The 22,899-nt window shown below is 75.7% G+C and carries 23 protein-coding genes; 13 read left to right on the top strand and 10 right to left on the bottom strand.

Annotated elements, in window-relative coordinates; all coding sequences use genetic code 11:
- Positions 1 to 5: 5 nt before the first annotated feature.
- From ACIP60_RS22720 to ACIP60_RS22705, 4 genes are all read right to left on the bottom strand, one after another.
- Positions 6 to 1,568, bottom strand: coding sequence for a DUF5691 domain-containing protein (locus ACIP60_RS22720; RefSeq protein ID WP_400687203.1), 1,563 nt, complete (start codon positions 1,566 to 1,568; stop codon positions 6 to 8).
- Positions 1,565 to 1,699, bottom strand: a complete 135-nt coding sequence (locus tag ACIP60_RS22715) for a hypothetical protein (protein WP_255410744.1) — start codon at positions 1,697 to 1,699, stop codon at positions 1,565 to 1,567. Before ACIP60_RS22715 ends, ACIP60_RS22720 begins: the two co-directional genes overlap by 4 nt.
- Positions 1,700 to 1,881: 182 nt before the next feature.
- The gene (locus tag ACIP60_RS22710) at positions 1,882 to 3,204 is read right to left on the bottom strand and encodes an SWIM zinc finger family protein (protein WP_400687200.1); all 1,323 of its coding nucleotides are present in this window, start codon (positions 3,202 to 3,204) and stop codon (positions 1,882 to 1,884) included.
- Between the two features lie 41 nt (positions 3,205 to 3,245).
- Complete coding sequence (locus tag ACIP60_RS22705) at positions 3,246 to 3,599, bottom strand: MerR family transcriptional regulator (protein WP_400687198.1); 354 nt, start codon at positions 3,597 to 3,599, stop codon at positions 3,246 to 3,248.
- A 90-nt stretch (positions 3,600 to 3,689) separates the two neighbouring features.
- Here ACIP60_RS22705 and ACIP60_RS22700 point away from each other — a divergent pair, with 90 nt between their 5' ends.
- From ACIP60_RS22700 to sucD, 6 genes are all read left to right on the top strand, one after another.
- On the top strand, positions 3,690 to 4,106 hold the full coding sequence (locus ACIP60_RS22700) for a hypothetical protein (RefSeq protein WP_400687196.1): 417 nt from the start codon (positions 3,690 to 3,692) through the stop codon (positions 4,104 to 4,106).
- Positions 4,107 to 4,252: 146 nt separating this feature from the next.
- Positions 4,253 to 5,350: an AAA family ATPase gene (locus ACIP60_RS22695; RefSeq protein ID WP_400687194.1), complete on the top strand. Its 1,098-nt coding sequence runs from the start codon at positions 4,253 to 4,255 to the stop codon at positions 5,348 to 5,350.
- Positions 5,347 to 7,788, top strand: a complete 2,442-nt coding sequence (locus tag ACIP60_RS22690) for a DUF5682 family protein (protein ID WP_400687192.1) — start codon at positions 5,347 to 5,349, stop codon at positions 7,786 to 7,788. Before ACIP60_RS22695 ends, ACIP60_RS22690 begins: the two co-directional genes overlap by 4 nt.
- A gap of 146 nt (positions 7,789 to 7,934) precedes the next feature.
- A complete protein-coding gene (locus ACIP60_RS22685; RefSeq protein WP_400687190.1) occupies positions 7,935 to 9,068 on the top strand; it encodes a VWA domain-containing protein in 1,134 nt (377 codons plus the stop codon).
- Positions 9,069 to 9,412: 344 nt separating this feature from the next.
- Positions 9,413 to 10,585: an ADP-forming succinate--CoA ligase subunit beta gene (sucC, locus tag ACIP60_RS22680; protein ID WP_400687188.1), complete on the top strand. Its 1,173-nt coding sequence runs from the start codon at positions 9,413 to 9,415 to the stop codon at positions 10,583 to 10,585.
- Positions 10,586 to 10,603: 18 nt separating this feature from the next.
- Positions 10,604 to 11,494, top strand: a complete 891-nt coding sequence (sucD, locus tag ACIP60_RS22675; protein ID WP_100837890.1) for a succinate--CoA ligase subunit alpha — start codon at positions 10,604 to 10,606, stop codon at positions 11,492 to 11,494.
- A 107-nt stretch (positions 11,495 to 11,601) separates the two neighbouring features.
- On the opposite strand, the gene ACIP60_RS22670 is transcribed toward sucD, so the two are convergent.
- On the bottom strand, positions 11,602 to 13,113 hold the full coding sequence (locus tag ACIP60_RS22670; protein WP_400687185.1) for a LuxR C-terminal-related transcriptional regulator: 1,512 nt from the start codon (positions 13,111 to 13,113) through the stop codon (positions 11,602 to 11,604).
- Between the two features lie 126 nt (positions 13,114 to 13,239).
- Here ACIP60_RS22670 and ACIP60_RS22665 point away from each other — a divergent pair, with 126 nt between their 5' ends.
- Positions 13,240 to 14,541 (top strand): DUF6350 family protein, encoded by a 1,302-nt coding sequence (locus ACIP60_RS22665; RefSeq protein WP_400687183.1) that lies wholly within the window; start codon positions 13,240 to 13,242, stop codon positions 14,539 to 14,541.
- A 387-nt stretch (positions 14,542 to 14,928) separates the two neighbouring features.
- Here the strand turns inward: ACIP60_RS22665 and ACIP60_RS22660 are convergent, their stop codons facing one another.
- Both ACIP60_RS22660 and ACIP60_RS22655 read right to left on the bottom strand, forming a co-directional pair.
- Entirely contained in the window at positions 14,929 to 15,669 is a 741-nt protein-coding gene (locus tag ACIP60_RS22660) for a hypothetical protein (protein ID WP_400687181.1), read from the bottom strand.
- Entirely contained in the window at positions 15,666 to 16,580 is a 915-nt protein-coding gene (locus ACIP60_RS22655; RefSeq protein WP_400687179.1) for an ATP-binding cassette domain-containing protein, read from the bottom strand. Before ACIP60_RS22655 ends, ACIP60_RS22660 begins: the two co-directional genes overlap by 4 nt.
- Before the next feature lie 292 nt (positions 16,581 to 16,872).
- On the opposite strand from ACIP60_RS22655, the gene ACIP60_RS22650 reads away from it, so the two are divergent.
- From ACIP60_RS22650 to ACIP60_RS22635, 4 genes are all read left to right on the top strand, one after another.
- The gene (locus ACIP60_RS22650; protein WP_400687577.1) at positions 16,873 to 17,823 is read left to right on the top strand and encodes a methyltransferase domain-containing protein; all 951 of its coding nucleotides are present in this window, start codon (positions 16,873 to 16,875) and stop codon (positions 17,821 to 17,823) included.
- 216 nt (positions 17,824 to 18,039) lie between these two features.
- A complete protein-coding gene (locus ACIP60_RS22645) occupies positions 18,040 to 18,570 on the top strand; it encodes an EF-hand domain-containing protein (RefSeq protein WP_400687177.1) in 531 nt (176 codons plus the stop codon).
- A gap of 67 nt (positions 18,571 to 18,637) precedes the next feature.
- Complete coding sequence (locus tag ACIP60_RS22640; protein ID WP_400687175.1) at positions 18,638 to 19,798, top strand: sensor histidine kinase; 1,161 nt, start codon at positions 18,638 to 18,640, stop codon at positions 19,796 to 19,798.
- Positions 19,795 to 20,481, top strand: coding sequence for a response regulator (locus ACIP60_RS22635; RefSeq protein ID WP_400687173.1), 687 nt, complete (start codon positions 19,795 to 19,797; stop codon positions 20,479 to 20,481). Before ACIP60_RS22640 ends, ACIP60_RS22635 begins: the two co-directional genes overlap by 4 nt.
- On the opposite strand, the gene ACIP60_RS22630 is transcribed toward ACIP60_RS22635, so the two are convergent.
- The 3 genes from ACIP60_RS22630 to ACIP60_RS22620 are packed head-to-tail and all read right to left on the bottom strand — an operon-like array spanning position 20,441 to position 21,484.
- On the bottom strand, positions 20,441 to 20,776 hold the full coding sequence (locus ACIP60_RS22630) for a hypothetical protein (RefSeq protein ID WP_400687171.1): 336 nt from the start codon (positions 20,774 to 20,776) through the stop codon (positions 20,441 to 20,443). The two genes, ACIP60_RS22635 and ACIP60_RS22630, sit on opposite strands and share 41 nt — an antisense overlap.
- Complete coding sequence (locus ACIP60_RS22625) at positions 20,773 to 21,114, bottom strand: hypothetical protein (protein WP_400687169.1); 342 nt, start codon at positions 21,112 to 21,114, stop codon at positions 20,773 to 20,775. The genes ACIP60_RS22630 and ACIP60_RS22625 overlap by 4 nt, the downstream gene beginning before the upstream one ends.
- 22 nt (positions 21,115 to 21,136) lie before the next feature.
- Complete coding sequence (locus ACIP60_RS22620; RefSeq protein ID WP_400687167.1) at positions 21,137 to 21,484, bottom strand: hypothetical protein; 348 nt, start codon at positions 21,482 to 21,484, stop codon at positions 21,137 to 21,139.
- Positions 21,485 to 21,590: 106 nt separating this feature from the next.
- On the opposite strand from ACIP60_RS22620, the gene ACIP60_RS22615 reads away from it, so the two are divergent.
- Together ACIP60_RS22615 and ACIP60_RS22610 are read left to right on the top strand one after the other, a co-directional pair.
- A complete protein-coding gene (locus tag ACIP60_RS22615; RefSeq protein WP_400687165.1) occupies positions 21,591 to 22,637 on the top strand; it encodes a Scr1 family TA system antitoxin-like transcriptional regulator in 1,047 nt (348 codons plus the stop codon).
- A 72-nt stretch (positions 22,638 to 22,709) separates the two neighbouring features.
- Positions 22,710 to 22,899, top strand: a 190-nt coding sequence (locus ACIP60_RS22610; protein WP_400687163.1) for a DUF397 domain-containing protein, incomplete at its 3' end; no start/stop codon positions are given.

Raw genomic sequence — 22,899 nt, 5'->3', positions numbered from 1 at the left:
CGGGCCTACTCCAGCTCGGCCAGCATGGCCTGGCGGAAGCGGAGGGTGCCGGCGAGCCGGGTGAAGGTGTCGGCCCAGGCGGTGTCGGGGGAGGTGTCGGCGACCAGTGCCTCAACGGCGGGGGCGGTCTCGGGGGCGAGGGCGCGTTCGGTCATGCCCAGGACGCCGCTGTGGCTCCACGGGTAGGAGCCGAGTTCGGCGGCCCGCTTGAGCGCGGCGACGACGGCGGTGGAGAGCGGGGGCGTCCACGGGGTGGCGCAGGCGCCGAGGAGCTGGAAGGCGTCGCCGAGCCCGTGGGTCTGGACGAACGCGGCCGTCCAGGCGGCGCGTTCGGCGGGCGGGAGGACGGCCAGCAGCTTGGCGGGGGCGCCCGGCGCGCGGGTGTCGCGGCCGGGGCGGGGCGGGGCGCCGAGCAGGGCGCGGGCCCAGGCGGCGTCCTGCTGGCGGACGGCGGCCCGGGCCCACGCCTCGCGCAGGTCCTCGGCCCACTCGGCGCCGCCGCCGTCGGGGGAGTCGACGGTGGGCAGGGCGAGCAGCTGCTCGGGGGAGCGGCCGGTCCCGTCCGTCCACAGGGCCAGCGGCGCCCCCGCGACGACCTCGCCGAACCACCAGGCGCGCTCGCCGCGCCCGGTCGGGGACTTCACGGGTATGCCGTCGCGCTGCATGGCGGCGTCGCAGGCGGCGGGCGGGGTGACGTGCAGCCGGTCGCCGTCGTGGCGGACCGCGGCCCGGGCCCGGGCGGCCATCCGGGCGGCCAGCGCGGAGCCGGGGAGGGTGGAGAGCAGCTCCGCGGCGGTGGCCCGGACGTTCTTGGAGCGGTCGGAGAGCGCGGCCTCCAGGAACTCCTCGTCGGCGGCGGACAGGCCGTCCTGGAGGGCGTCCAGGAAGAGCACCCGGTCCTCGGCGCGCTCGGTGCCCCAGGTGGAGGCGAGCAGGGCGAGCCCGGCGGCCGGGTCGGTGCGGCGCAGCCGGGTGAGGTGGGTGACGCGCTCCGCGAACAGCCCTTCCTGCCAGAGGAGTTCGCCGGGCTGGTCGAGGGCGTCCTGGTCGCCGGCGGTGCGGGTGACGTACTTCCAGTCGGGGTTGTGCGGGGCGAGCCAGCGGCCGAGCGGGCCGGCCAGCGTGACGGCGTCGGAGCGGAGTTCGGAGCGGGCCCGGGCGGTGTCCAGCAGGGCCGGGACGAGGGCGGGCGGCAGCCGGTAGCCGCGGGCGCGGGCGGCGGCCAGCCACTGCGGGAGGAGTTCGGCGAGGTTGGCGGTGGTGCCGTGGCCGCTGCGGGTGCCGAGCAGCACGGCCAGCCGGCGGGCGGCGGCCCCGGGCAGCGCGGGCCGGGGGTCGGCCGGGGCGGGCGCGGGGGGCTCGACGGCGGGGGCGGGCAGCGCGCCGGCCCGGCGGCGGACGGCGGCGACGGCGGCCAGGTCGAGCAGCGCGCCCGCCGGGTCGGCGCGGTCCACGGCGGCGGCCAGCGGGGTGCGGGCCTCGGGCAGCGGGCGGCGGTCGGTGCCGAGCAGGGCGGTGCTCTCCAGCTCGGCCCAGTCGTCGGTGGCGGCGGGGGCGGACGCGGTCATGCCCGGTCTCCGTTCGGCCGGCGGGTGGTGGTGCGGTGGCGGCGGCCCCAGCCGCTGGCGAGGGCGGCGCGGCGGGCGGCGTGGTGCAGGGCGATGCGTCGGACGGCGGTGCGCTGCCGGATGCGGGTCATGGTTTCCTCCGGTCGACGGTGCGTCAGGGGGCGCCGGGGAGCGTCCCGTTCCGTCTGGTGGTGCGGTGCGGCGGGAGCGGCGAGAGGGGCCAAGGGGGTGAAAAGGGGCGAAAGTGGCGGCGCGCGGGCGGGCGGACCCGGCGGGGGCCGGGCCGCGGCGCAGGCCGGTCGGGCGGTGCCGGTCAGCCGAGCGGGACCGGCCGGTGGTCGGCGTCCCAGGCGGTGACCGGGGCGAAGCCGTGGTGGCCGCACTCGCCGAACAGGGTGACGGGGTGGCCGGCGGAGACCGCGGCCAGCCGCCACAGGGCCGGTTCGGGCAGGGCGCCGCGGCGCACCGGCAGGGTGTGGACGCCGTCGGTGAGCTGCCAGCCGTCCGGGGTGCGGACCGGGACCACGTCGGTCAGGACGGCCGGCCAGCTGTCCAGCCACGGGTCCTCGGCGACGGCCGCGCCGTACTCGGCGAGCGCCCCGGCGAGGGGGAGCCCGGCGGGCGCGGCGGCCGGGGCGGGCTCGGGGCCGCCGTAGCGGGTGCCGAGGACGGCCCGCAGCGGGCGGGCGCCCGGGTGGTAGGCCAGGTCGGCCTCCAGCACCCGGCCGGTGGGCAGCGCCAGGTCGGGGGCCTGGCCGGGGCGACCGAAGGCGAGCAGCAGGGCGGGCCGGCCGGTCTTCGCGCCGCGCAGCCACACCCGGCGGGTGGTCAGGCGGTCGTCGGCGGTGTCCCGGCTGCCCAGGACGTGCCAGCGGTCCCGGACGGTCGGTCCGGCGAGCAGCTCGGCGGTGTCGGTGGTGAAGCCGACCCGGGCCCGGACGGTCGCCGCGAGCGGCTCCGGCAGGGTGTCGATCCGGCCGTAGGCGCCGGCCAGCAGGTGCAGCATCGCGTACTCCTCCAGCAGTTCGTCCGACGGGGCCTCGGCCAGCGCCCGCACCTTGGACGCCAGGCCGGGCGCCTGGGCGTCGACCATCCGCGCGGCGACCTCCTCCCAGGCACCGGCCGGCGGCGGGTCGGCCAGGCCGCGGCGGACGCCGTCGGCCAGCCGCAGCCGCAGCTCGCGGGCGCCGCCCGCGACCCGGGCCGACCGCTTCTCGGCCCGCCGGCGGGCGGCCTCCGGGTCCGCTTCGGCGGCCTTGGCGGCCTTGGCCTGCTGCTTGGCGGCCCGGTCGGCGGCGGCCTGGCCGCGGCCGTTCAGCCACTCCTCGACCCAGTCCGGCGGGGCGGCCCCGTCGGCGACCGCCTCCGGGCCGGCGGCCCACAGCAGGAGCAGCCCGAGGGCGTGCTTGCACGGGAACTTCCGGCTCGGGCAACTGCACTTGTACGCGGGCGTCCCGAGCTCCACCGCCGTCCGGTAGGGCGTGCTGCCGCTGCCCTTGCACAGGCCCCACAGCGCGCCCCGCCCGGTGCCGGTGGCCGACCACGGGGCGGGCCCGGAGAGCTTGCCCGCGGCCTTCAGGGAGGCCGGGTCGGGCGCCAGCGAAAGGACGTGTTCGGTGCTCCAGCGTTCCTCCATGCCGATGACGCTAGGAGGCGGCACTGACAGTCGAGGGGCCGTCAGGCCGGGGCCAGCGGGCAGCCGGTGCCGACCCGCTCGGCGAGGTCCGCGCGCAGCGCCGCGAGCTCCGCGGTGCGGGCGTCGATCAGCGCGATCTTCTCCCGGAACAGCTCGGACAGCCGCTCGGCGGCGTCCGGCGCGGCGCTCAACTCGGCGCCGGTGCGGGCGATCTCGGCCAGCGAGAAGCCCAGCGCCTGCGCGGTGCGGACGTAGCGCAGCCAGGGCACCGACTCGGGCGGGAAGTCGCGGTAGCCGTTGGGCAGCCGGTGGGCGACCAGCAGCCCGGTGCGCTCGTAGAAGCGCAGGGCGTCCCGGCTCAGCCCGGACCGTTCGGCGAGTTCCCCGATCCGCATGACCCCGCTCCCGTCGGCGACTTGACCCTGGACAGTACTCCACCGTCCAGCATGGGGCCGTCCCCGTACGAGACGGCACAGGAGCCCGACATGACGCACCGCTACGCCCGCCTGGTCCGCGCCAGCGCCTGGTACGACCTGCTGGTCACCGCCCCGTTCGCCACCCCCTGGACGTACGCCCTCGCGCACCGGGCGCTGTCCGCGGCGGGCGGCGCGCTGGGGCTGGGCCGACTGCCGCCGTCGGAGCCGGTGCAGACGCTGTTCGCCAACCTGATGGGGTCGGTGGTGCTGGTCTGGGCGCTGCTGCGGCTGCTGCGCCCGCGGCCGGAGCACGGGCTGTTCGACGGCGCGGCCCGGGTGCTGTTCGCCTGCTGGCAGGGCTGGGCGCTGGGGCAGGGCGCGACCGGGCTGCTGTGGGGCTTCCTGGTGGTGGAGGCGGCGTTCGGCGCGGCCCAGCTGTGGCCCTGGCGGCGGGCGGCCGGCCGGGCCGCGCCGCCGGCCGGCTGAGGGCGGGCCGGTTGTCAGTGGCGGGGGGCAGAGTGGAACTCGCACGGGGCGAACGGGAGTTCTTCCGCCCAGGTCAGCGCCGTGCGGTCGATTCCCCGCGCCCTTCCCGCGCAGTGTCCTGACGTCCCGTGAGATCGGAGCAGTCGATGACCACCGAGACGACCAGCGAGGTCCTGCGGCAGCACGCCGAGGACGCGTTCGCCGAGGAGCTGGCCGCCCTCGCCCGGCACGACGACCGGACCAGGCCGGAGCGCTGGCGGCTCTCGCCGTGGGCGGTCGCCACCTACCTGCTGGGCGGCGAGCTCGCCGACGGCACGGTGATCACGCCGAAGTACATCGGCCCGCGCCGGGTGGTCGAGGTCGCCGTGACGACGCTGGCCACCGACCGGGCGCTGCTGCTGCTCGGCGTGCCCGGCACCGCCAAGACCTGGGTCTCCGAGCACCTCGCCGCCGCGATCTCCGGCGACTCCACGCTGCTCGTCCAGGGCACCGCCGGCACCCCCGAGGAGGCCGTCCGCTACGGCTGGAACTACGCCCAGCTCCTCGCCCACGGCCCGAGCGAGGACGCGCTCGTCCCGTCCCCGCTGATGCGCGCGATGCGCGACGGGCGGATCGCCCGGGTCGAGGAGCTGACCCGCATCCCGGCCGACGTGCAGGACAGCCTGATCACCATCCTGTCCGAGAAGACCCTCCCCGTACCGGAGTTGGGCTCCGAGGTGCAGGCGGTGCGCGGCTTCAACGTGATCGCCACCGCCAACGACCGCGACCGCGGCGTCAACGAGCTGTCCTCCGCGCTGCGCCGCCGCTTCAACACCGTGGTGCTGCCGCTGCCCGCCACCCTGGAGGAGGAGGTGGAGATCGTCACCCGCCGGGTCGGCCAGCTCGGCCGCTCGCTCGACCTGCCCGAACTGCCGGGCGGCGCGGCGGAGATCCGCCGGGTGGTCACCGTCTTCCGCGAGCTGCGCTCCGGCCTGACGGCCGACGGCCGGACGAAGGTGAAGACCCCCAGCGGCACGCTCTCCACCGCCGAGGCGATCTCGGTGGTCACCAACGGCCTCGCGCTGGCCACCCACTTCGGCGACGGCGTGCTGCGCGCGGGCGACGTCGCGGACGGCATCGTCGGCGCGGTGGTCCGCGACCCGGTCGCCGACCGGCAGGTGTGGCGCGAGTACGTGGAGGGCGTGGTCCGCGACCGCGACGGCTGGAAGGACTTCTACCGGGCCGCCCGGGAGGTCTCGGCGTGAACGCCCAGGTGACGCTGCTCGGGGTGCGCCACCACGGCCCCGGCTCGGCCCGCGCGGTGGCCGCCGCGCTGGCCGCCCTGCGGCCCGACGCGGTGCTGATCGAGGGCCCGCCGGAGGCCGACGAGCTGGTCGCGGCCGCCGCCGAGAAGGAGATGGTGCCGCCGGTCGCGCTGCTCGCGCACGTCGCCGACGACCCGGCGCGGGCCGCGTTCTGGCCGTTCGCCGCGTTCTCGCCCGAGTGGGTGGCGCTGCGGTACGCGCTGGACGCCGGGGTGCCGGTCCGGTTCATCGACCTGCCCGCCGCGCAGAGCCTCGCGCTCGGCCCGCGCGGCGCCGACGGCGAGGCGGCCGGCCCGTTCGGCGACGGCGACGGCGACGGCGTCAGTGCCGGTGACCGCGACGGCGCCAGTGACGGTGACCGCGAAGGCGACGAAACCGTTACCGGGAACGGCGACACCTCCGGCGGTGACGGCGCGTCAGAGGAGGGGGAGGGGTCGGGAGTGCCGGGGGGCACTTCCCGGCCCGCGCCCGTCGACCCGATCGCCGAACTCGCCGCCGCCGCCGGCCACCCCGACCCGGAGTCCTGGTGGGAGGACGTGGTCGAGCACCGCACCCCCGACGGCGATCCGCTGGCCCCGTTCGCCGCCCTCGCCGAGGCGATGGCCGCCCTGCGCGAGCACCACCCGGCCGAGCGGCGCGACCTGGTCCGCGAGGCCGCCATGCGCCAGCAGCTCCGGGCCGCCCGCCGGGCCGGGCACCGGCGCATCGCGGTGGTCTGCGGCGCCTGGCACGTCCCCGCGCTCGCCACGCTGCCGACCGTCGCGCACGACCGGGCGCTGCTCGCCGAGCTCCCCAAGAAGCTCAGGACCGAGCTGACCTGGGTGCCGTGGACGCACCGCCGGCTGTCCCAGCACACCGGCTACGGCGCGGGCATCGACTCGCCCGGCTGGTACCACCACCTGTTCACCGCCCCCGAGCAGCCGGTCGCCCGCTGGATGACCAGGGTCGCCGAACTGCTCCGGGCCGAGGACCACCCGGTCTCCTCCGCGCACGTCATCGAGGCGATCCGGCTCGCCGAGACGCTCGCCGCGGTGCGCGGCCGCCCGCTGCCCGGCCTCACCGAGACCCTGGACGCGGTGCGCGCCGTGATGTGCGACGGCTCGGACGTCGCGCTCGCCCTGGTCCGCGAGCGCCTGGTGGTCGGCGACGCGCTCGGCGAGGTCCCCGACGGGGTGCCCGCCGTCCCGCTCCAGCGCGACCTGACCCGCCTCCAGCGCACCCTGAGGCTCAAGCCCGAGGCCGCCGCCCGCGAACTCGTCCTCGACCTGCGCAAGGACCTCGACGTCGAGCGCTCCCGGCTGCTGCACCGGCTGCGGCTGCTCGGCCTGCACTGGGGCCGCCCGTCCCGGGACAGCGTCCACTCGACCGGCACCTTCCGGGAGACCTGGCAGCTGTGCTGGGAGCCCGAGTTCTCGGTCCGCCTGGTCGAGGCCGGCCAGTGGGGCACCACCGTGCGCTCCGCCGCCACCCACCGGGCCGTCGCCGACGCCGCGACGGCCGAGCTCACCGCCCTCACCGCGCTCGCCGAACAGTGCCTGCTGGCCGACCTGCCCGACGCGCTGCCCGAGGTGATGCGGCTGCTCGCCGACCGCGCCGCGCTCGACACCGACGCCGGGCACCTCGCCGCCGCGCTCCCCGCCCTGGTGCGCACCCTGCGCTACGGCGACGTCCGCGCCACCGACACCAGCGCCCTCACCGCCGTCGCCCACGGCCTCGCCGAACGGCTCAGCCTCGCCCTGCCCGCCGCCTGCACCGGCCTCGACGCGGACGGCGCCAACGCCCGCCGCGCCGAACTCGACGCCGTCCACCAGGCGATCGCCCTGCTCGGCGGCGCCACCGCCGGACGCTGGGCCGCCACCCTGGCCGCGCTCGCCGCCCGCGAACCGCACGGCGGCCCCGCCACCGGCGTCCCCGGCCTGCTGCGCGGCCGCGCGGTGCGGCTGCTGCTGGACGACGGCCGGCTCGACGCGGAGGAGGCCGGGCGGCGGCTCGGTCTGGTGCTCTCCACCGCCTCCGACCCGGCCGACGCCGGCGGCTGGGTCGAGGGCTTCGTCTCCGGCGGCGGCGCGCTGCTGCTGCACGACCCGACACTGCTCGGCCTGCTCGACACCTGGCTGTGCGGGGTCTCCCCGGACGCCTTCACCGACCTGCTGCCGGTGCTGCGCCGCACCTTCTCCTCGCTGGAGACGGGCGTGCGCCACACCATCGGCTCCCGGGTCGCGGCCGGCCCGCTCACGGCTCCCGCGGCGGGCTCCGCCCCGGACGCCCCGCTCGACGAGGAGCGCGCCGAGGCGGCCACGGAGGTGCTGGCGCTGCTGCTGGGCGTGCGCGTGCCGCAGCCGCGCATCCCCCGGCAGGTGGACCGCCGCGCGGGGTGAGACGCCCTACGGACCGGGGCGGCCCGCAGGACGCGCTGCGGTGCTGCCCCGGCCCTTCCCGTTCCCGTTCCCCTTCCCCTTCCCCTTCCGCTTCGCGCAGTTCCCCGCGCCCCTGACGGGGCGCGGGGGTTAAGGAGTGAATTCACATGACTGTCCGTCAGGACGACGAGCGGATGCGGCGCTGGCGGCTGGTGCTGGGCGGCGACGCGGACGGCACCGGGGTGCGGCTGACCGGGCGGGACGCGGCGATGGACGGGGCGCTGGGGGCGCTGTACCGGGAGGACGGGAAGCGGTCGGCGGGGCTCGGCGGGTCGGCGCCGAAGGTGGCGCGCTGGCTGGGCGACATCCGGGAGTACTTCCCGACCAGCGTGGTGCGGCTGATGCAGCAGGACGCGATCTCCCGCCTCGGCCTGGACCGGCTGCTGCTGGAGCCGGAGATGCTGGCCGCCGTCGAGCCGGACGTGCACCTGGTGGGGACGCTGCTGTCGCTCAAGCACGCGCTGCCGGAGACCACCCGGGAGACCGCCCGAACGGTGGTCGGCAAGGTGGTCGCCGAGCTGGAGCGCCGGCTCGCCGACAGGACCCGCTCGACGGTCGGCGGCGCGCTGGACCGCAGCGCCCGGGTGAACCGCCCCCGGCACCGGGACATCGACTGGGACCGCACCATCCGGGCCAACCTGTCGAAGTACCTGCCGGAGTACCGCACGATCGTCCCGGAGCGGCTGGTCGGCTACGCGCGGGCCCAGCGGGCGGTGAAGAAGGACGTGATCCTCTGCATCGACCAGTCCGGTTCGATGGCGCCGTCGGTGGTGCACTCGGCGGTGTTCGGCGCGGTGCTGGCGTCGATGCCGAGCCTGGACACCCGGCTGGTGGTGTTCGACACCTCGGTGGTCGACCTGACCGAGCAGCTCAGCGACCCGGTGGACGTGCTGTTCGCGACCCAGTTGGGCGGCGGCACCGACATCAACCGGGCGCTGGCCTACTGCCAGTCGAAGATCAGCCGGCCGTCGGAGACGGTCGTGGTGCTGATCAGCGACCTGTACGAGGGCGGCATCCGGGACGAGATGCTGAAGCGGGTCGCCGCGATGAAGGCGTCGGGGGTGCAGTTCATCGCGCTGCTGGCGCTGTCCGACGAGGGCGCCCCGGCCTACGACCACGCGCACGCGCAGGCGCTGGCCGAGCTGGGCGCCCCGGCGTTCGCCTGCACGCCGGACGCGTTCCCGGACATCATGGCGGCGGCGATCGAGAAGCGTCCGCTGCCGGTGCCCGACCGGGGGTGAGCGGTGCCCCGGCGGGCCGGTCCAGGGGTCCGGCGCCCACCCGTCCGGGTGAAGCGGTGGTGGGCCCCGCCATGGCGCGCCCCCGCTGCTGAGCGGCCCGGTCCGGGCCTGCTGTGACGGTTCTCACCAAGGCGGACCCGGCCCCGGGCGAAACAGGCCGGTCGTCCGGGGATAACCTGCCATGCGGACGTGACGCGCGTGTTGATTGACGATGCGCCCGGCAACTGCGTGGGCCGCAAGGCCGTACATCTGCGTACCCGCTCAGTGTCGACGACCCGCAGCGAAGATCCTGCCGTGGCACGCTCGTAGAGACACATTCCGCGACCACGAACAAGGACAAACACGTGGACCTGTTCGAGTACCAGGCGAGGGACCTCTTCGCCAAGCACGGTGTACCCGTGCTTGACGGCGATGTCATCGAGACCGCCGCAGACGCTGCCGCCATCGCGGAGCGCTTCGGCGGCCGAGCCGTCGTCAAGGCTCAGGTGAAGGTGGGCGGCCGAGGCAAGGCCGGTGGCGTGAAGCTCGCGTCCGACCCGCAGGACGCCGTTGCCAAGGCCGAGGCGATCCTCGGCATGGACATCAAGGGCCACACCGTCCACAAGGTGATGCTGGCCCAGACCGCGGACATCAAGGAGGAGTACTACGTCTCCTTCCTGCTCGACCGCACCAACCGCACCTTCCTGGCCATGGCCAGCGTCGAGGGCGGCGTGGAGATCGAGGTCGTCGCCGAGGAGAACCCCGACGCGCTGGCCAAGATCCCGGTCGACGCCAACGAGGGTGTGACCGCGGAGAAGGCCGCCGAGATCGTCGCCGCGGCGAAGTTCCCGGCCGAGATCGCCGACCAGGTCGCCGACGTCCTGCAGAAGCTCTGGGTCGTCTTCATCAAGGAGGACGCCCTCCTGGTCGAGGTCAACCCGCTGATCAAGTCCGGCGAGGGCAAGATCATCGCGCTGGACGGCAAGGTCTCCCTGGACGAGAACGCCGAGTTCCGCCAGCCCGAGCACGAGGCGCTCGAGGACAAGGCCGCCGCCAACCCGCTCGAGGCGGCGGCGAAGGCCAAGGGCCTGAACTACGTCAAGCTCGACGGCCAGGTCGGCATCATCGGCAACGGCGCGGGCCTCGTCATGAGCACCCTGGACGTCGTCGCGTACGCCGGTGAGAACCACGGCGGCGTGAAGCCGGCCAACTTCCTCGACATCGGCGGCGGCGCCTCCGCCGAGGTGATGGCGAACGGCCTGGAGATCATCCTGGGCGACACCGACGTCAAGTCGGTCTTCGTCAACGTCTTCGGCGGCATCACCGCCTGCGACGCGGTCGCCAACGGCATCGTGCAGGCCCTCGCGCTCCTGGAGAGCAAGGGCGAGGCCGTCACCAAGCCGCTCGTCGTCCGCCTGGACGGCAACAACGCGGAGCTCGGCCGCCAGATCCTGACCGACGCCAACCACCCGCTGGTGCAGCAGGTGGACACCATGGACGGCGCCGCTGACCGCGCCGCCGAGCTGGCCAACAAGTAAGGAAGGGGACTTCACACCATGGCTATCTTCCTTACCAAGGACAGCAAGGTCATCGTCCAGGGTATGACCGGCTCCGAGGGCATGAAGCACACCCGCCGCATGCTCGCCTCCGGCACCCAGATCGTCGGCGGCGTGAACCCGCGCAAGGCCGGCACCACCGTGGACGTGGACGGCACCGAGGTGCCCGTGTTCGGCACCGTGGCCGAGGCGATCGAGAAGACCGGTGCCGACGTCACCGTCATCTTCGTCCCGCCGGCGTTCACCAAGTCCGCCGTGGTCGAGGCGATCGACGCCGAGATCCCGCTCGCCGTGGTCATCACCGAGGGCGTGCCGGTGCACGACACCGCCTCGTTCTGGGCCCACGCCGGCGCCAAGGGCAACAAGACCCGCATCATCGGCCCGAACTGCCCCGGCCTGATCAGCCCCGGACAGTCCAACGCGGGCATCATCCCGGCCGACATCACCGGCCCGGGCAAGATCGGTCTGGTGTCGAAGTCCGGCACCCTGACCTACCAGCTGATGTACGAGCTCCGTGACATCGGCTTCTCCTCCGCGGTGGGCATCGGTGGCGACCCGGTCATCGGCACCACCCACATCGACGCCCTCAAGGCGTTCCAGGAGGACCCGGAGACCGAGCTCATCGTCATGATCGGCGAGATCGGCGGCGACGCCGAGGAGCGGGCCGCGGCCTACATCGCCGAGCACGTCACCAAGCCGGTCGTCGGCTACGTCGCGGGCTTCACCGCGCCCGAGGGCAAGACCATGGGCCACGCCGGCGCCATCGTCTCCGGCTCCTCCGGCACCGCCCAGGCGAAGAAGGAGGCCCTGGAGGCCGCCGGCGTCAAGGTCGGCAAGACGCCGTCCGAGACCGCCCGCCTGGCCCGCGAGCTGATCGCCGCCGCGCAGTAGCAGCAGGCAGCAGGCCGTACCGCCAGTACGCCGCAGGCGCCGCGCACCGTTCCGACGGTGGGCGGCGCCTGCGGCGTTCGCGGGGCGGGGCGGGGCGGGACGGCGGATCAGGCCGGGCGCGGGACGCAGTGCCCCGCCGGGCCGCCGCACGGGTCCGCCAGCGGCGGCGGCAGCGGGTGGTGCTCCGGCGCGGGCGGGGCGAACGGCGGGCGGTGGGCCGCGAACGGGCCGGGCGGCAGCGCGTCCGGGGCCGGCAGGTCCGCGCCGGCCGGGGCCAGCGGCGGCGGCAGCGCACCCGCCGGGCCCACCAGGCGGGCCGGCACCCCCGGCGTCGGCCCGCACCACGGCGTCCGCAGGCCCGGCGCGCGGTCCGGGGCCGCCGGACCGGCGCTGCCCGAACCGGCCGACGTGCAGGCCGTCTCCCGCGGCGGCTCCGGGCGCGCCAGCTCCGACGGGCCCACCCCCAGCAGGGTCGCCGCCATCACCGCGCCCACCGCGACCGTCAGCGCCGCCGCCGCGCCCGTCACCAGGCCGGTGCGCAGCCGGCTGTCCGCCACCAGCAGCGCGGTGGACGGCAGCCGCGGACCCGGGCAGCCGTGCACCGCCGCCCGGTGCAGCAGCTCGGCCAGCCGCTCCGCGAACTCCGGGTCCTCCGGGTCCGCGCCGACCAGCGCCGGCACCTCCCGGGCCAGCGCGGCCCGCGCCGAACGGACCCGGCCCTCGGCCGCCGCCGTGCTCGACTCCACCTCCAGCGCGACCCGCTCCACCGGCAGGCCCAGCGTGTCGTGCAGCACCAGCGCCCGCCGCCGCGGACGCGACAGCCGCAGCAGCGCCTTCACCAGCGCCCGGTCACGGTGGGTCAGCTTCTGCGGCGGCTCGGGCGGCTCCGCCCCGCCGTCCGCCCCGTCGACCGCGATCCGCCGCCGCGGCCACCGCAGCAGGTGCGCCCGCCGCGGGCCGCCCCGGTGCCACGGCGACAGCGCCAGGTCGAACGCCGCCCCGCGCACCCACCCCTCCGGGTCCGGCCCCGCCGCCACCTCCGCCCACCGGCGGGCGGCCGCGCCCAGCGCCAGGTGCGCGCAGTGCACGGCGCGGTGGCGGTGGCCGGTCAGCAGGAAGGTCTGCTGGACCAGCCGGGTGTGGACCAGGGCGGCGAACTCCTCGAAGGAGGCCGGGCGGGCGTCTTCGGCGGTGGGGGCGGGGGCACTCGCGGGTGCCTCCGGCTGCGGGGGGCCGACGAACTCGGCGGGGGCGGGGTCGGGGGCGGGGTCGGGCGCAGGCGCGGGATCGGTCGGGTCCGGGTCCGGGTCCGGAGCCGGTGCCTGCGGTGCCTGCGGCGTCTCCGGTGCCTGCGGGGTCAGGGTGGCGAGCAGGGCGAGCGCCTCCTCGCGGTCGCGGACGCCGAGCTTGCGGATCGCCCGGTTGAGGTGGTGGCGGGCGGTGGCGGGGGCGACGCCCAGCTGCCGGGCCATCGCGCGCAGGTCGTCGCCGGCGGTCAGCCGGGCCAGGGCCTGGGCCTCGCGCGGGGCGAGGCGGCGCAGCAGGAGTTCGACGTCCTCGCGGGCCCGGGGCGAGGTTCCGGTGGTCGGCTCGGGCTCGGCGGTCGAGGGCGAGGTCACCGGTCTCCTCCGTGGCATCCGGGGCAGGGCCGTGCCGGAAAAAGGCACATGTACTGATAATCCGGGACACGGCGAAGGTTCGCCCGTTGACACCCCTCAACGGGTGGTCTTGGCAGCATGAGGGCCATGACGCAGCTGATGGGCCGTCCGATCCTGGGCCTGCCGAGCGACTTGAACAGCCGCTCCACCCTCACCGACCTGCTCACCGGCGTCCGCACCGCGCTGCTCACCCTCTCCGTGGTCGCCGTCCCGGTGTTCGGGCTGTGGGTGCTGGCCCCGTACGGCGACGACACGGCGCAGGACGCGGGCCGGGCCGCGTGCGGTCTCTGGCTGCTCGGCCACGGCGCGCCCCTCGGCCGCGGCCCCCGGGCCGTCCCGGTGACCGTCGCGCCGCTGCTGCTCACCGCCGTCACCGCAGTGCTGCTCTCCCGGGCCGGACGCCGCCAGGCCCGGCGCGCCCGGGGGCGCGGATGGGCCCGCTGGCGCTCCCCGCTCGCGGTGTACGCCGGGTACCTGCTGGTCGCGGCCTTCGCCGTCGCCCAGTGCGCCGACCCGCAGGCCCTGCTGCGCTCCCGGGCGGTCGCCGACCTCGCCGCCGTCGCCCTGCTCGCCGCCGCCGCGCTCGGCCACGGCCTGTGGTCCGGACTGGGCCGACCTGCCGCGCTGCCCCGGCTCCCGCTGCCGCCCGCGTTCTGGCCGGACGGCGCCGGGGCGGCCGTCGGACGGGCGCTGGCCGGCTGGCTGCTCGCGCTCACCGCCGGGGGCGGGGTCCTGTTCGCCGTCGCCGTCCTGCTCGGCTCCGCCGGACCGGACGCGCAGCGGCTCGGCGGCGGGGCGGCCGACTGGCTCGGCCTGCTGCTGGCCTGCCTGCTACTGGTCCCCAACGGGCTCATCTGGTCCGCGAGTTACGCCCTCGGGGTCGGCTTCGCGGTCGGCGCCGGCAGCCACGCCGGACCGTTCGGCACCCGGCTCGGCCCCGCCCCCGACTTCCCGCTGCTCACCCTGCTCCCCACCGACCGCGGCCCCGACTGGCACCTGCTCGTCGGCCTCGTCCCCCTCGCCGCCGCGACCACCGCCGCCCTGCTGCTCGGCCGCGCCGCCACCCGCTGGACCCTCACCCAGACCGCGACCACCGCCACCGCGACCGCCCTCGCCGCCACCCCGCCCGGCCTGCTCGCCGCCCACCTCGGCGGCGGCGCGCTCGGCCCCGGCCGGATGTCCGCACTCGGCCCGGTGCCCTGGCAGTTCGCCCTCGCCCAGACCGGCTGGCTGCTCGCCGTCACCCTCCCGGGAGCACTGCTGTGGCGCTGGTGGCTCGCCCGCGACCACGATCACGATCACGACCGCGACGGCGGCGGCGACGGCGTGGGGCCGGTGGTCCGGGCCCGGGTCGGTGCGTACCGCCTGGTGTGCCGCCTGGCTGCGTGAACGGACGGGTGACCGCTGCCGTCCACGCGACGAGGCGGCACACCAGCCCGCCTGCCCGCCCGCCTGCCCGCCCGCCGGGCCTGCTCGTCGCCTTACCTCGGCGGCGGCGCGCTCGGTTCCGGTCGGATGTCCGCACTCGGTCCGGTGCCCTGGCGGTCCGTCTTCGCCCGGACCGGCTGGGTTGTTCGCCGTGCCCCTTCCGGGAGCGCTGCTGTGTCGCTGGTGGCTTGGCCACGACCGCGACCGCGAAGACGGCGTGGGGCCGGTCGGTGCGTACCGCCTGGTGTGCCGCCTCGCCGCGTGAACGGACGGGTGACCGCTGCCGTCCGCACGACGAGGCAGCCCGCCAGCCCGCCAGCCCGCCAGCCCGCCAGCGCGCCCGCCCCCTCACGCGTCCTTGTGCCGCAGGGTGCGCAGCCCGCCCAGGGCCGCTGCTGCGGTCCAGGCGGTCATCAGGAGCAGGCCGGTGGTGTGGCCGTAGTGGACGCCGGGGGTGTCGGCGAGGCGGAGGGCGTACTGGCCGGCCCGGTCGGGGAGGAACTGAGCGGCTTCGCGGATGCCGGGGACGGCGGCCAGGGCGGTGGTGCCGAGGAAGACCGCGGGGGTGAGCAGGCCGAGGGCCGCGGTCTGGTTGCGCAGCACGGTGGTGAGGGCCAGGCACAGGACGAGCAGCAGCGGGTGGTAGAGCACTCCCGCGGCGAGGGCCCGGGCGGTGCCGGGGGCGGAGAGGTCCAGGCCCACGGTGGCGGCGGTGGCGGCCAGTTGGCCGCCGACGGTGGCCAGGCCGACGGCCAGGCCCAGGCCGGTGCCGAGCAGCAGCTTGGCGCGGTAGAACCGCAGCCGGTCCGGGACGGCGGCGAGCGAGGTGGAGAGCGTCCCAGAGGCGTACTCCTGGCCGATCAGCAGGACGCCCAGGCAGGCGACCGCGACCTGGCCGAAGTTCAGCCCGTAGTACAGGCCCTCCATCGGGTCGTCCCGCAGCGAACCGTCGGAGTGCCCGTACGCGGCCTGGACGGCCGCGGTGATCCCGGCGCCGAGCGCCACCGCGAGGAGCGGGGCCGCCCACAGCGAGCGCAGGGTGGCGAACTTCGCCCATTCGGCGCGCAGCGGGTACGTGCGGGCGCTCATGCCGTCACCGCCCGGTACTCGACGGCGTCCGCGGTCATCCGCATGAAAGCCTCCTCCAGGGAGTCGTGGGTGACGGTCAGTTCGATCAGGGCCACCCGGTGCTCGGCGGCCAGCGCGCCCAGCCGCCCGGGGTCGGCGTCGGGGACGTCGAACGCCCCGCCGTCGCCGGGCACCGGCACCGCGTCCGGGTGGGCGGTGGACAGCAGCGCGGCCAGGGCGGTCGGTTCGACGGCCCGGACCCGGACCCGGCGGCGGCCGTGGCGCTCCAGGAACCCGGTGGTGGAGGTGTCCGCGAGCAGCCGGCCCCGGCCGATCACCACCAGGTGGTCGGCGGTCACCGCCATCTCGGCCATCAGGTGCGAGGAGACCAGCACCGCCCGGCCCTCGCCCGCGAGTCGGCGCAGCAGCTCCCGGATCCACCGGATGCCCTCCGCGTCCAGGCCGTTCACCGGCTCGTCCAGCAGCAGCGCCGCCGGGTCGCCGAGCAGGGCCGCCGCGACGCCCAGGCGCTGGCGCATGCCCAGCGAGAAGGTCCTGATCCGGCGGTCGGCGACCTCGGCCAGGCCCACCAGGGCCAGCACCTCGCCGACCCGCCGGGACGGCAGGGCGTGCGAGGCGGCGATCCACCGCAGGTGCCCGGCGGCGGTGCGGCCCGGGTGCAGGGCCTGCGCGTCCAGCAGCGCCCCCACCCGGCAGAGCGGGCGCTCCAGCGCGGCGTACGGCAGCCCGTCCACCAGCGCCGCCCCGGCGGTCGGCCGGTCCAGCCCCAGCACCATCCGCAGCGTGGTCGACTTGCCCGCCCCGTTCGGCCCTAGGAACCCGGTCACCCGCCCCGGCTCGACCCGGAACGCGAGGCCGTCGACCACCCGCCGCCCGTCGTACGCCTTGGTCAGGTCGCGGATCTCGATCACGGCAACTCCCTTCGTCCGGCTGCTGATCCGAGTCAACCGCCCGGCCCGGGGCCACCGGATCCCGCCCGCGAGTGGCCCTTCTCCCTCCCGGGAGGGAGGACACCGCCGGGGACCGCGGTGCCCGGGGCGTTTCGGACGCGTGCGCGAAAGGGCCTCGTTCGGGTGAAAGGGGGAAACGTTTCCGCTCCGCGCGGATTTCCGCCGATACGATTCCGCCGGGCGGGCCGGTCCGCGCTCTTCGTGGAGTGCGGTTCGTGCGGTCCGTGCGGCGTAGGGAAAAGGCGGTCCGGCAATTTCCGCGCCCGGACGGCTCCACCGAAAACCGCAACGGGAACGCCCCCGACGACCGACTCGCAGCCGCCGGTCCCGCCGGAATTCCCGGGAGGATCTCCGGGGGCCGCGCCGGAATCCGCGGCCCCTCCGAAGGGAACCCGCCATCACGACCACGCGCGACGCCGAACGCTACGGGGACGACCTCTTCGCGGCCTCCCGCGGCGACGAGCGCGAACGGCTGGAAGGGCTGGCCGCCGCCTTCGACCCGGCCAGTCGGCAGGACCTGCTCGCGCTGGGGCTCGACGCCCGGTGGACCTGCCTGGACGCCGGAGCGGGCGCGGGCACCCTGAGCGGCTGGCTGGCGTCCGTCGCCGGGTCCGCCCGGCAGGTCACGGCCGTCGACCGCGACACCCGTCTCCTCGACCACCTCGCGGATGCCGGGGTGCGGGTCGTCCGGGCCGACCTGAGCGATCCGGCCTTCGACCCGGGCCGGTTCGATCTCGTGCACGCCCGGTTCCTGCTGATGCACCTCAGGGACCGGAGGGAGGTGCTGCGCCGCCTGGCCTCCTGGCTCAAGCCCGGCGGACTGCTGGTGGTCTCCGACTCCCTCGCGGTCGGCGGCGAGACCTCGCCGCACGAGGCGTACCGGCGCACGGTCGCCGCCTACTGGCGGATGCTCGCCGAGACGATCGGCAGCGACCGGCACTGCGCCGCGCAGTACCCCCGGATGCTGGCGGGGCTCGGCCTGCGGGACGTCGGCCTGCGCCTGCACGCGCCGCTGGCCGGCCACCACCCCGGGTTCACCCGCTTCCTGGCCCTGTCGCTGGGGCAGAGCCGGGACCGGCTGCTGGCGGCCGGGCTGCCCGCGGACGTCTACCGGGAGGCGCTCCGGCACCTGGCGGACCCGTCGGCCCGGGAGCTGTTCTTCGCCATGGCCACCTGCTGGGGCCGCGCCCCGGCCGCCCCGTAGCGGGCCGGACCGCCGCCCGCGTCCCGTTCCGCCGGGGAAGCCGCCCCATTTTCCGCTCATCCCACGATTTCACTCCTGCGCATGGAAAACCGGCGATCCGGCCGGATTCCGGACGGGCCGGACCGAGAATCGGTTCCGAGTCCGGGAGAAGCCATCCCCGGAATGCCGACCGGGCCGGGGAATTTCCCGGCCCGGTCCCCTGTGAAGGAGAGAACCATGCGGGACGAAGCCATCCGGCGTGCTGCGCTGATCTTCAAGCTGTTCGACGCGAACGGGAACGGAGTCCTCGACCCCCAGGACTTCGAGCTGCTCACCGGGCGGGTCCTGGCCGTCGCCACCGACTCGCGGCCGGAGGCCAGGGAGGCGCTGGCCGCCAGCATGCGCCGCTGGTGGAAGGTGCTGGAGGGCGGGCTGGACGCCAACGGGGACGGCGTGATCAGCCCGGAGGAGTTCGAGGCGTCCGTGCTCTCCCCCGAGCTGTTCGGCGCGACCGCGCACGACTTCGCCGAGGCGCTCGCCGGGCTCGGCGACCCGGACGGCGACGGCCTGATCGAGCGGTCCCGCTTCGTCGACCTGATGACCGCCTGGGGCTTCGAACTGCCGAACATCCACTCGCTGTTCGAGGCGTTCGGCCCGGACGCCTCGGACCGGATCACCGTGACCGCCTGGGCCGACGGCATCCGCGACTACTACACCCCGAGCCTGGCCGGCATCCCCGGGGACCACCTGGTCGCCGTCCCGGCCTGACCCGCCGCCCCGCGCCCGCCCGACCCCGCCGAGGGGCCGGGCGGGCGCGGCGGGGCAGGATGGGCCGGTGTTCGCTCCGCTGCTGCGCTCCGTGACCTACACCCGTTGGCTGCACCTGATGATCGGGATGGTGTTCGCCGGAGTGGTGCTGCTGGTGTACCCGGGGACGGAGGGGGTGTCGACCGGGCGGGCGGTGCTGTGCGGGGTGGCGCTGGACGTGCCGCTGCTGTGCCTGGCCGCGCTGGTGCCGGGGATGCGGCGCGGCGAGGGGGTGCAGGCGCGGCTGCTGCTGGGGCCCGCGCGGGAGGAGGAGATCGGGGTCGCGCCGTCGGCGGGGTGGGCGGACCGGGGGCGGACGGCGCTCTGGCTGGTGGCCCGGGTGGGGCTGGGGGTGGCGGTCGGGGCGGTGACGGTGGTGGTGGCCCGGGCGGCGGCGCGCGAGCCGCTGCTGGCGCTGCCGGCGGGGTTCGCCCTGCTCTGGCTGGTGGTGTTCGCCGGACGGCTGCAACTTGCTTTCGCAGTAAGGCTGTTGGGCCCGTCGGGGGCGGAGCGGCTGGCGGTGGCCGAGGCCCGGGCGGAGCGGCTGCTGGAGCGCAACCGGCTGGCCCGGGAGCTGCACGACTCGATCGGGCACGCGCTGACCGTGACGGTGGTGCAGGCGGGCGCGGCCCGCGAGGTGGCCGATCCGGCTTTCCGGGAACGGGCGTTGGAGGCGATCGAGACCACCGGGCGGCGGGCGCTGGACGACCTGGAGCGGATGCTGGTGCTGCTGCGCGAGACCCCGGACGCGGTGGTCGCCGAACAGCCGGGCCTGGACCGCGTCCCCGAGCTGTTCGCCGCCGCCCGGGCGGCCGGCAGCCCCGTCGACGCCGAACTCGACGTCCGGGCGGCCGAGTTGCCCGGGGTGCTGTCCCGGGAGGCGTACCGGATCGTCCAGGAGGGCGTCACCAACGCGCTGCGGCACGCCCCGGGCGCGCCGATCCGGGTGCGCGGCGCGGTGACGGGCGGGGTGCTGGAGCTGTCCTGCCGCAATGCCCTGACCGGGAAAGGCAGTTCGCGCCGGGGCGGCGGCAAGGGCCTGCGCGGGGTGCGGGAGCGGGCGGTGCTGCTCGGCGGCGAGTGCGAGGCCGGACCGGAGGGCGTCGACCCTGCGGAGGCCGACCGGGCCGACCCGGGCCGGGCGGGCTGGCTGCTGCGGGTGCGGCTGCCGCTACGGTTGGGCCGGTGACGGTGATCAAGGTGCTGCTGGTCGACGACGAGGAGCTGATCCGGTTCGGCCTGCGCGCCGTCCTGGACGCCCAACCGGACCTGGAGGTGGTCGGCGAGGCCGCCGACGGCGCCGAGGCGCTCGCCCTGGTCCGCACCCTGCGCCCGGACGTGGTGCTGATGGACGTGCGGATGCCCGGCCTGGACGGCCTGGCCGCGACCAGGGCGATCCTGCGCGGCGCCGGCCGCCCGCCGAAGATCCTGGTGGTGACCACCTTCGAGGCCGACGACTACGTGTACGAGGCGCTGCGCGCGGGTGCCGACGGCTTCCTGCTCAAGCGCTCCCGCCCGGCGGAGGTGGTGCAGGCGGTGCGCCTGGTCGCGGCGGGGGAGTCGCTGCTGTTCCCGGCGTCGATCCGGCGGCTCGCCGCCGCCCGGGCCGGACGGGAGGGCGCGGACGGCGGCGCGGTGGCCCGGGCCGGGCTGACCGGGCGCGAGGGCGAGGTGCTGCGGCTGATGGCCCGCGGCCTGTCCAACGCCGAGATCGGCGCCCGGCTGCACCTGGGCGTGCAGACCGTCAAGACGCACGTCAGCGGCGTGCTCGGCAAGCTCGGCGCCCGGGACCGCACCCAGGCGGTGATCGCCGCCTACGAGTCGGGCTTCGTCACTCCGGCGACGGAGGAGGAACCGACCGGCCGGAACTGACCGGCCCGGGGTGCCGGGAGCCCGGCGGATCGGGCGGATCGGGCGGCAGCGGCGTCGGGTCGGCGCACAGCAGGCGGTCCCCGAGCAGGTGGTCGCAGCGGCCCTGCTTGATGGCGTGGCGCAGATCGGCCCACTCGTCGGGGCTGAAGAACAGCACCCTGCGCCGGTCGGTGGCCCGGGCGAGGGCCACCCCGCGGGGGGACTCCGCCAGCACCACCCCGTCCAGGTCGTCGCTGACCGCGTGCCAGTCCAGCCCGGGGTGACCGTCCGGGTAGTACTCCACCGGGTGCATCATCCCGCCTCCCCCGCCCGCGGCTCCGGTTCGGGCTGCGGGCCGACCTCGGCCCACAGGTGCTCCCACCGCTCGTTCTTGCTGTGCCCGAACCTGTCGCCCGCGCCGAGCACCCTGAGCACCGCCGCCACCAGGGCGGAGTCCTCCGGCCCGGTGATCCGGGTGGTGATCCGGAAACCCCCGTCGCCGGTGTGCCGGACCAGCGGCTGACGCCCGGTCAGCCGGTGCAGCGCGCCGCCGATCCAGCGCGCCCGCTCGGCGCTGGTGCCCGCCGGTACGGCCCACGCGTCGGAGTCGGCGGGCGGTCCGCCCACGTCCGACGGGTCGGCTTGTCGTGGCAAGGCCATTCCTTCTCCCTCCCTGTCAGGGCCCGGTCGGCCCGAGCGGCGAATCCCCGGCCGGGACGGCCGCCCCGGGGACGGACCCCGCCTGCCGACGGGATCGGTCGGCGTGGTCACGGGCGTCCGGAACGGGACCGAGACCGTCCGGGTGGACGGGCACCTCCGTCCCGCCGCCGACCGGCCGCACCCACATGAGGCCGCACCACTCGCCCATGTAGCGGACGAGCTCCCCGGACTTCCGGTCCAGCACCAACTCGCCGACCGAAGAAGGACGGTAGGGCTCGACCGGCGGGGCGGGGGCGGCGTCCGGCGGCAGCAACTCGGCGAGCGACCACGTCTCGGGTCCCCGGGGTTCGCTGTGTTCGCTCACTGTGTGCTCCGATCATTCGCCGTTCCGTCACCAGCATCGGCAGCGGTGGCTACGATCGGAAGTGTTTCTAATCAACACTTGACTGAGTTGAACTGGGGGAACGCCAGTGCGGATCAACGAACTTGACCCGTCGTCATCGCCCCTGGCGGCGTTCGGCTGGCAACTCCGTGAACGGCGACGACGGGAACGGCTCACCCAGGAGGGCCTGGGGGCGCTGGTCGGCTACACGGGGGCGTACGTCTCGCTGATCGAGAACGGGAAGCGCCGCCCGCCCGTTGAGTTCGTCCGCGCGGTGGACCGGGCACTGGGAGCGGCGGGGGCGCTGGAGGGCGCGTGGTGGATGCTGGGCCACACCGCTTTTCGAGGAGGGTTCCCCGAATACGTCGGCCTTGAGTCGGTGGCCCGTCGCATTCACGCGTGGGACATGGGACTTCCGCCGGGGATCGCCCAGACCGAAGAGTTCGCGCGTGCGCTGCAAGCCGGCTACGTGCAGCGGGGATCGGTCACACCCGAGCAGGCCGAAGAGCGGATCGGTGTGCTACTCGGAAGGCAGGCTCCCCTGCACCTGCCGGACCCGCCGGAGTTGCACATGGTGCTCGACGAGAGCTGCATCCGTACGGTGGTCGGATCGCCCGGGGTGACCGCGCGCCAACTGGCTTGGCTGGCCGAGCTGTCCACGCGCCCCAATGTGGTCCTCCAGATCATGCCGTTCGCTGGCGGTGCGAGGCGGCCGTTCACTCATCTGACCATTCTTCTGACCATGGCCGACGGCACATTGGTGGGATACACCGAGACGCATCAACGGGGTTATGTAGAACAAGAAAGCGAGATCGTGACGGGGTGGATGCGCGAGTATCATCGCCTGCAGATCGAAGCACTTTCCCCGGCTGACTCCCTCGTGCTGGTCAGCAAGGCTCGGAAGGACCTCTGCAATATGGTCTCCGTTGACCCGGCCAACGCCGGTTGGTTCAAGTCCAGTTACTCGGACGGTGCCGGCGCGTGCGTCGAGATCGGCACGGCTTACACGGAGTCCCACGGCGTGGTGCTGGTCCGTGACAGCAAGGACCGTGACGGCTCGTACCTCACCCTCCCCGCCACCGCCTGGGGCGCCTTCGCGGGGGCGGCCGGCAGCGGCGTCTTCGGCGCGGTCTGACGCTCGGCCGAAGCATCTTCCTCGGCAGGTCCCCTCTCGCCGATCGGCGAAGAACGGAAGGAACTGTGCGCCATGCTCCCTGTTGACCCGGCCAAAGTCAGTTGGTTCAAGTCCAGTTACTCGGGTGGTGGCGGCGCATGCGTCGAGATCAGCACGGCCTACGCCCAGTCCCACGGCGTGGTGCTGGTCCGTGACAGCAAGGACCGTGACGGCTCGTACCTCACCCTCCCCGCCACCGCCTGGGGCGCCTTCGCGGGGGCGG

This window comes from Kitasatospora sp. NPDC088783 (assembly GCF_044750705.1).
GTDB lineage: Bacteria > Actinomycetota > Actinomycetes > Streptomycetales > Streptomycetaceae > Kitasatospora > Kitasatospora fiedleri.
The sequence above is the reverse complement of the archived record's forward strand: the minus strand, read 5'-3'. Positions and strand labels throughout refer to the sequence as shown.